This window comes from Kineococcus sp. AC630 (assembly GCF_979255925.1).
On the sequence record NZ_CEEDMJ010000011.1, the window covers coordinates 1 to 14253 of the forward strand.

At 72.9% G+C, this 14253-nt stretch carries 13 protein-coding genes; 4 read left to right on the forward strand and 9 right to left on the reverse strand.

Annotated features, from left to right (window positions below):
* Positions 1 to 2: 2 nt before the first annotated feature.
* A complete protein-coding gene (locus AC0I8G_RS12885; protein WP_471730274.1) occupies positions 3 to 3047 on the reverse strand; it encodes a UPF0182 family membrane protein in 3045 nt (1014 codons plus the stop codon).
* Between the two features lie 204 nt (positions 3048 to 3251).
* Here AC0I8G_RS12885 and AC0I8G_RS12890 point away from each other — a divergent pair, with 204 nt between their 5' ends.
* Positions 3252 to 3845, forward strand: a complete 594-nt coding sequence (locus AC0I8G_RS12890; RefSeq protein ID WP_471730275.1) for a PPA1309 family protein — start codon at positions 3252 to 3254, stop codon at positions 3843 to 3845.
* 23 nt (positions 3846 to 3868) lie between these two features.
* Here the strand turns inward: AC0I8G_RS12890 and AC0I8G_RS12895 are convergent, their stop codons facing one another.
* On the reverse strand, positions 3869 to 5017 hold the full coding sequence (locus AC0I8G_RS12895; RefSeq protein WP_471730276.1) for a YlbL family protein: 1149 nt from the start codon (positions 5015 to 5017) through the stop codon (positions 3869 to 3871).
* 169 nt (positions 5018 to 5186) lie between these two features.
* Between AC0I8G_RS12895 and AC0I8G_RS12900 the strand changes: the two genes are divergently transcribed.
* Entirely contained in the window at positions 5187 to 6737 is a 1551-nt protein-coding gene (locus AC0I8G_RS12900) for a zinc-dependent metalloprotease (RefSeq protein ID WP_471730277.1), read from the forward strand.
* 19 nt (positions 6738 to 6756) lie between these two features.
* Here AC0I8G_RS12900 and AC0I8G_RS12905 read toward each other — a convergent pair whose 3' ends face one another.
* The 5 genes from AC0I8G_RS12905 to AC0I8G_RS12925 form a co-directional block, all read right to left on the reverse strand.
* Positions 6757 to 8010 (reverse strand): ROK family transcriptional regulator, encoded by a 1254-nt coding sequence (locus AC0I8G_RS12905; protein ID WP_471730278.1) that lies wholly within the window; start codon positions 8008 to 8010, stop codon positions 6757 to 6759.
* Between the two features lie 7 nt (positions 8011 to 8017).
* Positions 8018 to 9364: a sugar ABC transporter permease gene (locus AC0I8G_RS12910; protein WP_471730279.1), complete on the reverse strand. Its 1347-nt coding sequence runs from the start codon at positions 9362 to 9364 to the stop codon at positions 8018 to 8020.
* 10 nt (positions 9365 to 9374) lie between these two features.
* A complete protein-coding gene (locus AC0I8G_RS12915; RefSeq protein WP_471730280.1) occupies positions 9375 to 10181 on the reverse strand; it encodes an ATP-binding cassette domain-containing protein in 807 nt (268 codons plus the stop codon).
* 81 nt (positions 10182 to 10262) lie between these two features.
* Positions 10263 to 11345: a sugar ABC transporter substrate-binding protein gene (locus AC0I8G_RS12920; RefSeq protein WP_471730281.1), complete on the reverse strand. Its 1083-nt coding sequence runs from the start codon at positions 11343 to 11345 to the stop codon at positions 10263 to 10265.
* Positions 11346 to 11484: 139 nt separating this feature from the next.
* The gene (locus tag AC0I8G_RS12925) at positions 11485 to 12168 is read right to left on the reverse strand and encodes a M48 metallopeptidase family protein (RefSeq protein ID WP_471730400.1); all 684 of its coding nucleotides are present in this window, start codon (positions 12166 to 12168) and stop codon (positions 11485 to 11487) included.
* A gap of 302 nt (positions 12169 to 12470) precedes the next feature.
* Between AC0I8G_RS12925 and AC0I8G_RS12930 the strand changes: the two genes are divergently transcribed.
* Positions 12471 to 12632: a DUF5679 domain-containing protein gene (locus tag AC0I8G_RS12930; RefSeq protein ID WP_328292357.1), complete on the forward strand. Its 162-nt coding sequence runs from the start codon at positions 12471 to 12473 to the stop codon at positions 12630 to 12632.
* Positions 12633 to 12750: 118 nt separating this feature from the next.
* Positions 12751 to 13539, forward strand: coding sequence for a hypothetical protein (locus AC0I8G_RS12935; protein WP_471730282.1), 789 nt, complete (start codon positions 12751 to 12753; stop codon positions 13537 to 13539).
* A 45-nt stretch (positions 13540 to 13584) separates the two neighbouring features.
* Here the strand turns inward: AC0I8G_RS12935 and AC0I8G_RS12940 are convergent, their stop codons facing one another.
* The gene (locus tag AC0I8G_RS12940; RefSeq protein ID WP_328292359.1) at positions 13585 to 13809 is read right to left on the reverse strand and encodes a hypothetical protein; all 225 of its coding nucleotides are present in this window, start codon (positions 13807 to 13809) and stop codon (positions 13585 to 13587) included.
* Positions 13810 to 13843: 34 nt separating this feature from the next.
* Positions 13844 to 14212, reverse strand: a complete 369-nt coding sequence (locus AC0I8G_RS12945) for a WhiB family transcriptional regulator (protein WP_328292360.1) — start codon at positions 14210 to 14212, stop codon at positions 13844 to 13846.
* Between the last annotated feature and the right edge of the window lie 41 nt (positions 14213 to 14253).

Here is a 14253-nt window from a genome sequence, read left to right on the forward strand (position 1 = left end):
GGTCAGGGGGTGGGGGTGCCCGTGGGGTCCGGCGGCGCGGCCGAGGAGGACGGACTGGCCGACGGGCTGCTGCCGTCGCCGCCCTCGAGGCGGTTCTGGGCCGCGCTCGCGTCGTTGACGGCCGCGGTGAGGCGTTGCTGCGCCTCGCCGTACTTGGCGAAGTCGCCCGCGGCGAGCGCGGCCGAGGAGTCCTGGATGGCCTGCTTGGCCGTGTCCAGCGCCCGCTGCAGCTCGGTCGCGGCGTCACCGGTCGTGGGACTCCCGGTGGGTGTCCCGGTCGCGCCGGCCGTCGGGGTGCCCGTCGGGGTGGTCCCGGTGGACGGGGCCGTCCCCGCGTCGCCCGCGGTGGCCCCGGCGTTCCCGCCGAACACCTTCTTCAGCGCCCCGTCCAGGGTGGTGTCGATGGCGATGGTGTCGCCGAACACCGCCACGACACGGCTCAGGCGCGGGAAGGAGTTGTCGCCGGTGCTCTGCGCGTAGATCGGTTCGACGTAGAGCAGGCCGCCGCCCACGGGCAACGTCAGCAGGTTCCCGTACTTGACCGTCGACCCGCCACCGACGGTGAGCAGCTTCACCGCGTCGGCGACGGCGGTGTCGGAGCGGATGTTGTTCTGGATCTGCCCGGGGCCGTTGATGGTCGTCGACTGCGGGAGTTCCAGCAGCCGGATCTTGCCGTACCCGGGGCTCTTGACCCCCGTCTCCGCCCCGGCGTTGGAGTCCACCGCGGCGAAACCACGCAGCACCTGGGTTCCCCGGGTGTTGGCGTTCGAGGCCGGCACGTAGGTCGTGGTCAGGCTGAACGTCGGGTCCTGCTGGTCCGGCGTGCGCAACGTCAGGTAGTACGGGGGCTGCTTCGGCCGGGTGGCACCCGTGGGGACCTCGACGGTCGGGTCGTCCGGGACGTTCCAGAAGTCCTGACCGGTGAGGAAGGAGACCGGGTCGGTCACGTGGTACTTCTCGAGGACCTCGCGCTGGACCTTGAACATGTCCTGCGGGTAGCGCAGGTGCTGCATCAGCGAGGCGTCGACGTCGGCGAGGGGTTTCACCGCGTCGGGGAACGCCTTCATCCAGGCCTTGAGCACCGGGTCGGTGTCGTCCCACTCGTAGAGGGAGACCTCGCCGGTGTAGGCGTCGACGGTGGCCTTCACCGAGTTCCGCACGTAGTTGACGGTGCGGTCCTGCAACGCCTGGACGCTGCTGCCCTGGGACTGGGTCAGCGCGTCCGTGGTGGCGGTGCCGAGTTCGGTCGCCGCCGCGGAGGGGAAGGAGCTCGACGTCGTGTACCCGTCGAGGATCCAGACGACGCGACCATCGACGATCGAGGGGTAGGCGTCGCCGTCCATGGTCAGCCAGGGCGCGACCTTCTCGACGCGCTCGCGCGGGGTGCGGTCGTAGAGGATCTTCGAGTTCGCGGTCACCGAGCTGGACAGCAGGATGTTCTGGTCGCCGAACTTCAGCCCGTAGACCAGCTTCTGCAGCAGGTTCCCGACAGCGACGCCGCCGGACCCGTCGTACTGGGTCCGCGCGAACCCCGTCGGCGAGCCGTCGGGGTAGTCGATCTCGTTGTCCCCGCCCCCGACGACGGAGTAGTCCGTCGTGCCCTCACCGAAGTAGATCCGCGGTTGCTGGAGCTTCAGGACCCCCGTCGTCGGGACGTTGGCCTCGAGGTAGCTGGGGCTGCCGTCCGGTGAGCGGGAGTTCCCCTGGGCGACGACGACGCCGTAGCCGTGGGTGTAGATGGTGTGCTCGTTGACCCAGGTCCGCTGGTTGGGGGCCAGCCCCGCGAGGTTCAGCTCACGGGCGGCGACGACCGCGTCCTGGGTCCCGCTCTCCGTGGCGTAGCGGTCGACGTCGAGGGTCTCGCCGAACTTGTAGTAGCTGCGCTGCCCCTGGTTCTGCTGGAAGGCCTCACCGACGATCGCCGGGTCGAGCAGACGCACGCTGGGGATGGTCTGCGCGTCGGCCGAGAGCTGCCCCTGGCTGGCCGTGGTGCTCGCCGAGTAGTCCGACACGTCGATGTCGGCGAGGTCGTAGGCGTCGCGGGTCGCGTCGATGTTCCAGCCGACGAAGTCCTTCTCCAGGCTCTGCCGGTTCGGGGTCACCTGGAACTTCTGCACGGCCCACGGGTAGATGCCGCCGATCGCGATGGCGCTCACCACGAGCAGGCCCGTCCCGATCGCCGGCAGCCGCCACGACGACCCGACGGCGGCCGCGACGAAGAGCAGGGCGACGACGATGGCGATGAGCGCCAGGATCGCCTTCGCCGGGAGCACCGCGTTGGCGTCGGTGTAGGTCGGGCCGACGACCCCGGTGACGTAGCCGGAGCTGCTCGTCATCACCTCGTAGCGGTCCAGCCAGTACCCGACGGCGCGCAGCAGCAGGAAGGCGGCCGCGAGGGAGGCAAGGTGGATCCGGGCCGCGCGGGTGGTGCGGTCACCGCCGCCGGAGAGGCGCAGCCCGCCGTAGAGGTAGTGGGCGGCCAGCCCGCCGATGCCGGCGAGCACGACGGCCGCGGTGAGGAAGCTCACGAGGAACGTGAACCACGGCAACGAGAAGACGTAGAAGCCCTGGTCCATCTGGAACTGCTGGTCCTTCGTGCCGAAGTCGACGCGGTTCCACCACAGCAGCAGGGTCTGCCAGCGGCTCATCGCCACCGACCCGCCGAAGAGCCCCGCGGCCACCGACAGCACGATCACCACGACGCGGCGCAGCGGTTCCAGCGACTCGCGGTAGCGGTCGAGACCGGCCTGCTCGGTGGAGACGGGCGCGTAGACGGGACGGGAGCGGTACCCGATCGTCAGCGACACCGCGACGGCCGCCGCGAGCAGCCCGCCCCCGACGACGAAGAGGACGATCTGCAGCCACAGCTTCGTCGTGAAGGTGGACAGGAAGCCCAGCTCGTCGAACCACCACACGTCGGCCGTGATGCGGGCGCCGACCATCACGGCGATGACCACCCCCACCAGGATCAGGATGGTCGGCAGGGCTGCGCCACGGCGACGACGCCGGAGCACAGGCCGAGAGGGGCGGCGCGGGGGGAAGCTCACAGTTCTGCAACTTACAAGCCCCCGTCCGGGTGCCCCGAGTCGTACCGGTTCCACGCATCGTGACCACTTCGTTGTCACCCTGCTGTCACGGCCGGGTCGCTGGGCGGTGAACGTGCACGCCCGGTGCAGATCCGGTGACCTGATGGGGCCTTCCCGGGCCGCGGGCGGCGACGTGGAGGCGGCCGGCCGGCCGTTCGTGCCACCATGCGGGCCGTGAGTTCCGACGCGTTGACCTCCCCACCCCCCTCCTCCGGCCCCTCCGGCCTGTGGCGGACCGTCGCCGAGATCGAGCGCTACGTCGCCTCCGACGGCTGGGGAGCGCCGCTGCGGTTGTTCGCCCTCGTGCGCACCGCGGACGCGCTCCAGCGCGATCCCGGCCTGGAGTGGCGCCTGCCGGCCAACGTCGTCGACGAGGCCCGCGCGGACGCCGACCACCTCACCTCCGTCGAGCAGGAGGGCGTCCCCGACGTCGCCGACCTCGACGACCTGCTGGCGCAGCTCGCCTGGCCCGACGGCGTCGACGGGGCCGCGCTGGTCGTGGAGAAGATCCTCGTCCCGCCGGACGCCGAGGCTGAAGTCCGGGCCGCGACCTCCGCCGACGACGAGGAGGGCCGCGCGAAGGCCCTCGCCGCGCACCCGCTGGCCGAGGACGTCCGGATCGCCGTCGGCGTGCTGCGCGACGGCCGCCACGAGTGCGCCGTGCGCTCGCGCTCGAAGGACTCCGACGGCGAGGTCCGGACGGGTGCCGACCTCGTCCCCGGCCTCGTCAGCGCCCTGCAGGCCACGCTCACGGACTGAACCCGCCGCGAGCGGGCCCCCTCTCAGGGGGCCTGGTCGCAGGTGGTGAGGGTGGAGCCCCGGCCCGCGCCGATCGCCTCGACGGCGGTGCGGGCCTCGTGCAGGGTCGAGATCGGGACGACCGTGATGCCGTCGGGGGTGGCGCCCGCGACCTGGGCGCACTCCGCGCGCGGGGCCAGGAACCACGTCGCTCCGTCGGCCTGCGCCCCCAGCACCTTCTGGCGCAGGCCACCGATCTGCTCGACCGTGCCGTCGGCGTCGATGGCCCCGGTGCCGGCGATGTGCTGTCCTCCGGTCATCGCGCCCGGGGTCAGCTCGTCGACGATGCCGAGCGCGAACATCGTGCCCGCGCTCGGGCCGCCCACGTCGTCGATGGCGATGTCGATGGCGAAGGGGAAGCGGTAGTCGACGTAGGGGGTGATCCCCAGCAGCGTCGTCCCGTTCGCGCTGACCGTCCTCGTCGTGACGGTCAGCGGCTTCCCGCCGCGGGTCAGCCCGATGCTCACCTCGGCGTCACCGGGGAGGGCGCGGATCGCGCTCTGCAGCGCGGGGAAGTCCGCGATGGCGGTCCCGTCGAGGGTCGTGATGACGTCACCGGCGCGGAGGACCGCGCCGGCCGGGGCGTCGGAGGCCACCGAGTCCACCTGGGTGGTCGTCGTCGCGGGGACCTCGATCCCGAGCTCGGTGAGGGCCGCGACCTTCGCGTTGGTCTGCGAACCGGTCATCTCGGCCGCGCTGGCCGCGTCGGCCTCCTGCTGGGTCTGGGTCGGCGGGAAGTACAGCGCGCGCGGGACGACGTTCACAGCCGGGTCGAGCCAGTCGGCGAGCAGCTCCCCCAGCGTCATCTCCAGACCGGGACCACCGCGCAGCGAGACCGTCGTCAGGTCCAGCTGCCCCGTCGTGGGGTAGGTCTCGTGCCCCGAGATGCTGATCAGACCCTTCGTGTCCTTCGTCGCGCCGGCGATCACGTCCGTGACGGGTCCGGGGCTCAAGGCCACGTACGGCACGTGCACGACGCTCAGCAGCGCGGCGATCAGCACCGCGGTGAAGGCAGAGACGGCCAGCAGCGTGCCCCGCGGGCTCAGCGCGGTGGAGCGCCCCCGGGGCAGCGACGCGGAGGACCCCCCGGGCTCGGGCGAAGCGATCGACTCACCGGGGGACGCGCTCGACACCACCTCAGCCTACGTTCGCCGAGGGTGAAGAAGACGCGGGAGGCGGAACGCGGACCGCCCGCCGGTCGTCGCTCCGGGTGCGGGGCGTCATCATGGGAGACGACCTGCAGGAGGACCGAGCCGGACCGCGCCGACACGACGCGGGCCGGTCGACGATGCGGAGGACACGGTGGACCAGCGAGACGACGAGGGACGGGAACGTCCCGAGGGCGAGGGCGACGCCGAGGAGACCCGCGGCGAGCAGCTCCCCGAGGAGCGCGGCGGCCAGCCCGGGTTCCGGCCTTCCGGCGCACCGGGCAAGAAGGACCCCGGACCCGGGCCGTCCAGCGGCAACCCGCTCGAGGACCTGCTCGGTCCCCTCTTCGGCGGCCAGTTCCCGGGCGGGCAGTTCCCCGGTGGGCAGATCCCCGGCTTCCCCGCGGGCATGCAGGGCATCCCCGGCTTCGGCGAGGCCGGCTTCGACCCGGCCGTGATGGGCCAGGTCCTCGGCCAGCTGCAGAAGTTCCTCTCCAGCGGCTCCGACGCCCCCGTCAACTGGGACGTCGCCCACGACCTCGCCCGCCAGGCCGCCGCGCAGAACGGCGACCCGACACCCAACGCCGTCGACCGCCGCGAGGTCGAGGACGCGCTGCGCGTGGCCGACCTCTGGCTCGACGGCCAGACCGACCTCGAGGCCGCCGCGGGCACCCTGGAGGCCTGGAGCCGCGCCGAGTGGGTCGAGAAGACCATGCCGGTCTGGCGCCAGCTGGTGGAGCCGGTCGCGACGAACGTCGCCGCCGCCATGGGGGACGCGATGGCCGCCCAGGCCCCACCGGAGATGGCCGCGATGCTCGGCTCGGCCGGCGCCATGCTGCGCCAGGTCGGCGGCGGGGTGTTCGGGATGCAGGTCGGGCAGGCCATCGGCCAGCTCGCCGGTGAGGTCCTCTCCACCACCGACGTCGGGCTGCCGCTGGCGCCCTCGGGGAAGTCCGCGCTGCTGCCGGAGAACGTCCGCAGCTTCGCGCAGGGTCTCGAGGTCCCCCTCGACGAGGTCCGCCGCTACCTCGCGCTGCGCGAGGCCGCCCACCAGCGCCTCTTCGCGCACGTGCCGTGGCTGCGCAGCCACCTGCTCGGCTCCGTCGAGTCCTTCGCCCGCGGCATCTCCGTCGACGGCGACCGCATCGCCGAGGCGGCCCAGCAGATCGACCCGACCAACCCGGAGTCGCTGCAGGAGGCGCTGTCCTCGGGGATCTTCGAACCCGAGTCCACCCCCGCCCAGCAGGCCGCGCTCGCGCGGTTGGAGACGGCGCTCGCGCTCGTCGAGGGCTGGGTCGACCACGTCACCGACGAGGCCGCGGGCCACGTCCTCCCGCACGCCGCGGCGCTGCGCGAGACGATGCGCCGCCGCCGGGCGACGGGTGGCCCCGCGGAGCACGCCTTCGCGGTGCTCGTCGGGCTGGAACTGCGACCGCGCCGGGCCCGGGAGGCCGCGGCGCTGTGGGAGCTCCTCCTGGCCCGCGGCGGGCGCAGCGCCCGCGACGCGGTCTGGGACCACCCGGACCTGCTGCCCACGGCGGAGGACCTCGACGACGCAGCGGCCTTCGTCGAGCGCCGGCTGGGGATCGACGACGCCACCGCACCCGAGGGGGACGCGATGGACGCCGCCCTGCGCGACCTGCTCGACGGCGGGTCCGGGGACGGGACCGAGGGTCCCGACCAGGAGGGTCCCCGCCCGCAGTGAGGCCGGCGGTGCGGGTCGCTCAGACCCGCACCGCAGCCTCCCGCCCGTCCTGCGCGGCCAGCAACCCCACGGGGTCGGCGAGCAGCGGGCTCCAGGCCAGTTCCGCAGCGCCCAGCACGGTGGAGCGCGATCCGAGGGCGGAGAGGCTCACGGTGACGTCGGCCCGCATGGCCGGCATGACCAGGCGGTCGACCCAGGGCAGGACGTCGTCGCTGACCTCCGGCCACAACCGGCGCCACAGACCGTCGCCCAGGATCACCGTCTGCGGGTCGAAGAGGTGCCACACGTTGGCCAGCCCACGGGCGAAGGCCCGGGACAACCGGTCCCGGGTGCGTCGGCTGACGACCCCGCCGGAGGCGAGCCGGGCCAGCACCAGGTCGGCGATGTCGGGTGCGGCCGGGTCCAGGTCGAAGGGTTCCGCCCACGCCTCGGCGAGGGTCTCCGACTCCCAGCACCCCCGGCTGCCGCAGCGGCACGCGCGGCCGTCGGGGTCGACGCTCATGTGCCCGACCTCGCCGCCGTAGCCCCGGTGCCCGGTCAGCGGGTGTCCCCCGGTGAGCACACCCCCGCCGAGTCCGTAGGTCCCGCAGAGGTACACGACGTCGGAGAGCCCGACCGCGGCGCCCCGACGGACCTCCGCGATGAGTCCGAGATCGGCGTCGTTGGCGACGTCGACCCGCAGCGCGCGTCCCGTCCGCTCGGCCAGTGCCGCCGCGGCCAGCGCGCCGAAGGGCACGTCGCGCCAGGCCAGGTTCGGGGCCAGGCCGATCGTGCCGTCGCCGGTGCGCACCGTCCCCGGGACGGCCAGCCCCACCCCCACGACGGGGACGTGCGGGGAGTCCTCGAGCAGTTCCACCGCAGCCCCGGCGACCAGGTCCGCGGCCTCCTCCGGAGCAGGTGGGGTGGAGGTCGGGATGGTGCGCCGGCCGTGGACGGTGCCGCCCAGGCCGACCCGCACGACCTGCACGGCGTGCACGTCGACGTAGCCCGCGAGCACCTCGACGCCCCCGGCGCGCGGACGCACCTGCAAGGAGGGGCGGCCCACCCGGCCGGGGCTCTGGTCGGCGGGGGGTTCCTCCACGAGCAACCCCGCCTCGACCAGCGCCCCGACGAGGGCGCCGACGGTCGAGCGGTTCAGGCCCAGGTCGCGGGTGACCTCGGCGCGCGTCACCCCGCCCCGGCTGTGCACGAGGCCCAGCAGCGTCGAGAGGTTGTGCCGGCGGACGTCCTCGGTGCCCTGTCCCCGCGGTCCTCCGGCCCCCGACGCGTCCACGACGGGCTCAGACCGCGGAGGACGCTCGGCGTCGACGCGACACGGCGTCGACCGTCGCGGCGAGCAGCAGGACCACGCCCGTCACGAGGTAGTTGACGTACTGGGCCTGGCCCAGCAGCCCCAGGCCGTTGGCGATCGCCGCGATGACCAGACCACCGATGACCGCGTTGGAGACGCGGCCCTTGCCGCCGAAGAGGCTGGTCCCGCCGATGACCGCCGCGCCCACCCCGAGGAGCAGGGTGTTCGCCCCACCGGACCCGGGGGCCACGGAGTTCAGGCGGGAGGCGTCGATGACCCCGGCCAGCGCGGCCAGCGTCGAGCCGATCATGAAGACGGACATGCGGATCCCGCGCACCGAGATGCCCGCCCGGCGGGCCGCCTCGGGGTTGCCGCCGACGGCGTAGACGTGACGGCCGTAGCGGGTGCGCCCCAGCACCAGGGTGAGGACGACGAGCAGCACGGCGATGAGCGGGACGGAGTACGGGATGCCGGCGAGGTGGATGCTGGCGACCCGGGCCCGGTTCTGGCTGAGCACCGCGGTCACGAGGAGCAGGACGGCCGCGACGACGACGACGCGGAGGACCACGACCCCCAGGTTGTCGCGGGAGAGCCCACGACGGCGCTGACCCGTCCACCGGAGCAGGCTGACGGCCGCGTACCCGGCCGCGGCCGCGATGGCCAGGACCCACCCGAGCCACACCGGGACGTTGGAGTTGGCGATGGCGACGATGACGTCGTCGCGCACCGCGATCGTGCCGCCCTCGCCGATGAGGCGCAGGGTGATGCCCTGCACGCCCAGGAAGAACGCGAGGGTCACGACGAAGGAGGGTATCCCGACCCGGGCGACGAGCAGACCGATGAGGGTGCCCAGCACCAGGCCGGTGACCAGGGCCGCCAGCAGGCCGACGATCCAGTTCACGCCGGTCTCGCGCAGCACGAGGGCCATCACGGCGGCGGAGGCGCCTCCGGCGACACCGGCGGAGAGGTCGATGTCGCCCAGCAGCAGGACGAACGTCAACCCCATCGCGAGCACGATGATCGAGGAGGCCTGCACCAGCAGGTTGGCGATGTTGCCGGGCGTGGGGAAGGTGTCGGGACGCAGCGCGGAGAACAGCACGAAGAGGACGACGAGTCCCGCGATGGCCGGCAGCGACCCGATGTCACCACCGCGCAGCCGTGCGACGTAGGCGCTGACCCCCTCGCGGAAGGTCGGTTCGGGAGCGGGCTGGGCCAGGCTGCTCCCACCGCCCGCGGTGGCGCGGGCGAGCTGGACGATGCGCTCCTGCTCGGTGAGCGGGGCGGTGTCCGCGGCCTCGGCGGCCGCGGGTTCGGACTCCTGTCCGGTGGTCGACATGGCGATCTCCTCAGACCGGGGCGGAAGCGGTGGCGGGAGCGAGACCGAGGTCACCGGATCGCCCCGTCGTGATGAGTTCGACGACCTGGCTGCTCGTGACGTCGCGGGTCCGCACCGTCGCGGCCACCCGGCCGAGGTAGAGGGCGGTGATGTGGTCCGCGACCTCGAACACGTCGCTGAGGTTGTGGGAGATGAGCACGACGCCGAGGCCGTTGTCGGCGAGGCGACGCACCAGGTCCAGGACCTGCCGCGTCTGGGCGACACCGAGGGCCGCGGTCGGTTCGTCGAGCAGCACGACGCGGGAGTTCCAGAGCACCGCCTTGGCGATGGCCACGGTCTGGCGCTGACCGCCGGAGAGGCTGGAGACGAGCTGGCGCACCGAGCGGACGGTGCGCACCGAGAGGCTGGCCAGCGTCTGGCGGGCCAGTTCCTCCATCGTCGGCTCGTCCAGCAGCACCCCGCGGCGCTTCTCCCGGCCGAGGAACATGTTCTGGACGATGTCGAGGTTGTCGCAGAGCGCGAGGTCCTGGTAGACGACCTCGATGCCGAGGTCGGCGGTGTCGCGGGGCGTGCTGATCGAGACGGGCTGCCCGTCGAAGAGGTACTCCCCCGCGTCGATCGCGTAGATCCCCGCGATGCACTTCACGAGGGTCGACTTGCCGGCGCCGTTGTCCCCGACGAGTGCGGTGACCTCTCCGGGGCGGACGTCGAGGTCGACGCCGTGCAGGACCTGGACGGCACCGAAGCTCTTGTCGATGCCGCGCAGCGAGAGCAGCGTCGTCGCGTCGGTCGTCGCGTCAGTGGTGGTGGAACTCATGCACCCCTCCTCGGGGGGACGTGGTGACGGCCGGCCGGAACCCCGCCGCAGCGGGGTTCCGGCCGGTCGGGTGTCGGTCGGTCAGGAGATGCCGAGTTCGGTGCAGTCCGCGGCGAAGTCACCGGTGCACAGCTCGGAGGCCTTGACGAAACCCGCGTCCACGACGGTCTTCACCTTGTCGCGGGTGATCAGCTGCGGGTCGAGCAGGATGGACTTCACGTCGCGCTTGCCGGTGGTGTCCTTGGTCGTCCCCGTGGTCTTGGGGGTTTCACCCTTGATGAGGGCGATGGCGATGTCGGACAACGACTTCGCCTCCTGGTCGACGGGCTTGTAGACCGTCATGCACTGGGTCTTGGCGAGGATGTTCTGCAGACCCTGGGTGGTGGCGTCCTGCCCCGTCACCGGAACCTTCCCGGCGAGCCCGTTCTTGGCCAGGATCGAGATCGCGGCGTTGCCGAGGCCGTCGTTGGCGGCCAGGACACCGTCGATCTTGCCGCCCTGCTGGGTCAGCATCTGCTCGAAGATCGTCGCGGCCTGCTGGTTGTCCCAGTCGGGGACGGACTGCTCGGCGACGGCCTTGTAGTTCGTCATCGGGTCCAGCACGCTGTGCGCGCCGGCCGAGAACATCCCGGCGTTGTTGTCGGTCGGGGAACCGTTGAGGTAGACGATGTTCTTGTCCCCGCCGCCGAGGCACTGGGCCAGGCCCTGCCCCTGCTCCTGCCCGACCTTGGTGTTGTCGAAGGAGACGTAGTAGTCGGCCGAACCACCGAGGGTCAGCCGGTCGTAGTCGATGGTCTGGACGCCCTGCTTCTTGGCCTTGGCCTCGATCGCGGCCCCGGAGTCGGAGTCGAGGTTGACGATGGCCAGGACCTTGACCCCCTCGGTGAGCATCTGGTCCGCGATGGTCTGCATGTTGGACGCGTCGCCCTGGGCGTTCTGGATGTCGGCCTTGACGCCGGCGGCGTCGAAGGCCTTCTGGAGCAGCGGACGGTCGAACGACTCCCAGCGGGCGGAGGACTTCGTGTCCGGGAGGATCACGCCGACCTCGGCGGCGGAGGAACCGCCGCTGGGGGACGAGGATCCCGTGTCGCTGCTGCCGCAGGCCGACACGAGGAGGACGCCGGCGACGGTGGTCGCGAGCAGGACTGAGGATCGAACGCGCATGGATGCTCCTTCGCATCTGGCTCTCCCGGCGGTCAGCTCGCCGGGAGTAAGTTGTGAGCCGCAACATATACCCGGGACCGCACTGACGTGGGCGTTCGTGACCGAGTTGTGACCCGCAGCACCCCTCCGGCGGAAGGGGTCAGCTCGTGCTGACGACGACCTCGACGGCGGGCGACTGCTCGTCCGCGGCGACGGCGGGACGGTCGTCGGAGGGGGTCGCGACGTCGACGTCGACATCCACGTCCTCGTCCTCCACGTCCACGTCCTCGTCCTCGTCGTCCTTGTCGTGGTGGTTCGGGCCCTCGTGGCCCGTCGCGTGGTCGATACCCGCGAGGAAACCGCGCGCCCGTTCGGTCCGGGGGTAGGAGTTCAGCAGCCCCCAGAAGGCCCGCGAGTGGGTCGGGACGAGCAGGTGGGCGAGCTCGTGCAGCAGCACGTAGTCCAGGACCCAGCTCGGCATGCCCTGCAGACGGCTGGACAGGCGGATGCTGCCGTCGGCGGGGGTGCAGGACCCCCAGCGGTGGTGCTGGTTCTCGACCCAGGCCACCGACGTCGGCCGGGCGAGGCCGTCCAGGTGACGACGGGAGAGTTCGCGGGCGCGTTCCAGCAGGTCGCCCTCGAGCGGGTTGCGGCGCCGGTCGGCGGCCTCGAGCCGGGTGACCATCCGCTCGACCCACTCGCGTTCCTCAGCCGGGCTGAAGCGGGCGGGGATGAGCACCACGGTGCGGTCGCCGTCGCGGTAGGCCGAGACCGTCCGGGTCCGGCGGCGGCTGCGTCGCACGTCGACGGCGGGGCGGGGTCGCGCGTCGCGCGGGTGGTCCAGCGAGTCGTGCGAGTCGTCGTGGGGCTCGAGCGCCCCGTGGGCAGCATCGAGCGCCGCTGCACCCTCCTGGTGAGCCGTCACCTCCGGCAGGCTACCCGTCCGGGCCCCGGAAGTCCGTCGTGCGGTGATCGACACGGTACGCGCAGTGCCGAACCTGACCGTTCTGGCGTGCCGACGCGCCTCGCACGGCTGCGCAGGGCACGATGCCGGACAGGACCACCGGAGCCCACCGACGGGTGAGGGTGGTCACCGGGGGTCCCGCGACGGGGCACCCGCCCGCGAACGAGACACGAGGAGGCACCATGGCCGACGAGACCTGGAGCGGCGAGTTCTACTGCGTCAAGTGCAAGGAGAAGCGCGAGGCGACGGGCAACGTCGTCGAGACCAACGGCCGTCGGATGGCGAAGGGCAAGTGCCCCGTCTGCGACACCAACCTCAACCGCATCCTCGGCAAGGCGTCCTGATCCGGGACTGAGCCTCCTGACCACCGGTCGGTGACCCCGCGTGCCGGGGTCACCACCGGCAGGGTGCGCCTGTGGACGACGCGGTCCCCCTCCGGCACACCTGCGGCACAGTGACCGCATGCTCTCCCCCACCACGACGCGAGCCCTCCCCCGCGGGGTGCCCGTCCTCGCCCGGCCCGACGGCCGGTTCCTCGTGGGGTCGACACCGCGCAGCGCGGTCGTGCAGTCCTCGCCCCCGGCGCCGCCCCTCGAGGCGCGGCCCCCCTCCGACGAGGCCGACGCCTGGGCGGCCTACGACCGCGCCGGCTCCCCCGACCGGCTGACCGGGCGCGCCCGCGCGAGCGTCGCCGTCGTGGGGTCCGCCCGGACGGCGGACGTGCTGCTCGAGGTGCTGGCCGCGGCCGGGGTCGGCCGGCTGGTGTGCGACCGCCCCGAAGCCGTTCCCGCGCGGGTGCGCCGGACGGGGAACCCCGCGGACTCCGGGCCGGCCGACGTGGTCGTCCTGCTGGACGAGCACACCGCACGACCCGTCGCCGCCGACGGGTTGCTGGCCGACGGTGTGGTGCACCTGTCCGTCGTGGTGCGCGACACCGATGTGCTGATCGGGCCGCTGGTGCTGCCGGGCCGTTCGGCGTGCCTGCGCTGCGTCGACCGCTGGCGCACCGACGCCGACCCGTGCTGGCCGGCCACGCGGGACGGCCTGAGCCGTGGGCCCCGTCGCCCGGTGGACGCGGCGACCGCCCACGCCGTCGCCGGACTGGCTGCGCTGCAGGTGCTCTCGCACCTCGACGGCGTTGCCGCGACGACGGTGGGGGTCTCCCTGGAACTGCTGTTGCCGGAGGGACGGGTGCGGGCCCGCGGCTGGGCCCCGCACCCCGACTGCGGCTGCGTCGACCTCCCCCTCTGACCCACGACCTCGCCGGGGCTCCCGGCCGGGCCGTGGGCCGCAGGGTCAGACGGCGGCGAGGTCGCGGTCCCCGGCGGTCGAGGCGGCGGCCTCGGCGCGGTCGGCGCGCACCGCGAGGACGAGGGCACGCCGGGCGGCGACCTCGGCCTGGCGACGGGCACGCAGGGCGCGGACCGTCCGGGTGCGGGCGGCTTCGCGGTGCAGGCTGAGCAGACGTTCTCGGACGAGGTTCTCCTCGACGTAGGACATGGTGACTCCAGTTCCGTTCACGGTGGGGTCGCTGCGTCGGACCGGACGAGCCGGTTCACGCGGCGACGGGGTGCTTGCGGGGACGGCCGCGCGGACGTTTCCGCGGGACGACGACCCCGGACAGGACGAGCTGGCCGCCCCAGACGCCCCACGGTTCCGAACGCTCGAGAGCGCCTGCGAGGCAGGCGTTCGCGAGCGGGCAGTCCGCGCAGAGCGACTTGGCGAGTTCGACGTCCTCGGGCTTCTCGGCGAACCAGAGTTCGGAGTCGAAGCGGCGGCAGGGCAGCGGGTCCGGCGTGTGGCGGCGGGTCACGCCGCTCACCTCCTCCTGGGTCACGGTGACGGATCCGGCGTCACCGGTGGTGCGGATGTTCTGTCGGTTGCCTCGACCCGGTCGGGTCTGCGGGGACTGGTGCACGGTCATCTCTCTGCGTTCTCCGGCGAGTGGTTCGGCGTCGAAGAGCC

Excerpts from the sequence above, each read along its gene's own strand:
- AC0I8G_RS12890 (WP_471730275.1), top strand. The coding sequence starts at position 3,252 with ATGCGGGCCGTGAGTTCCGACGCGTTGACCTCCCCACCCCCCTCCTCC.
- AC0I8G_RS12910 (WP_471730279.1), bottom strand. The coding sequence starts at position 9,364 with ATGTCGACCACCGGACAGGAGTCCGAACCCGCGGCCGCCGAGGCCGCG.
- AC0I8G_RS12915 (WP_471730280.1), bottom strand. The coding sequence starts at position 10,181 with ATGAGTTCCACCACCACTGACGCGACGACCGACGCGACGACGCTGCTC.
- AC0I8G_RS12920 (WP_471730281.1), bottom strand. The coding sequence starts at position 11,345 with ATGCGCGTTCGATCCTCAGTCCTGCTCGCGACCACCGTCGCCGGCGTC.
- AC0I8G_RS12930 (WP_328292357.1), top strand. The coding sequence starts at position 12,471 with ATGGCCGACGAGACCTGGAGCGGCGAGTTCTACTGCGTCAAGTGCAAG.
- AC0I8G_RS12935 (WP_471730282.1), top strand. The coding sequence starts at position 12,751 with ATGCTCTCCCCCACCACGACGCGAGCCCTCCCCCGCGGGGTGCCCGTC.
- AC0I8G_RS12945 (WP_328292360.1), bottom strand. The coding sequence starts at position 14,212 with ATGACCGTGCACCAGTCCCCGCAGACCCGACCGGGTCGAGGCAACCGA.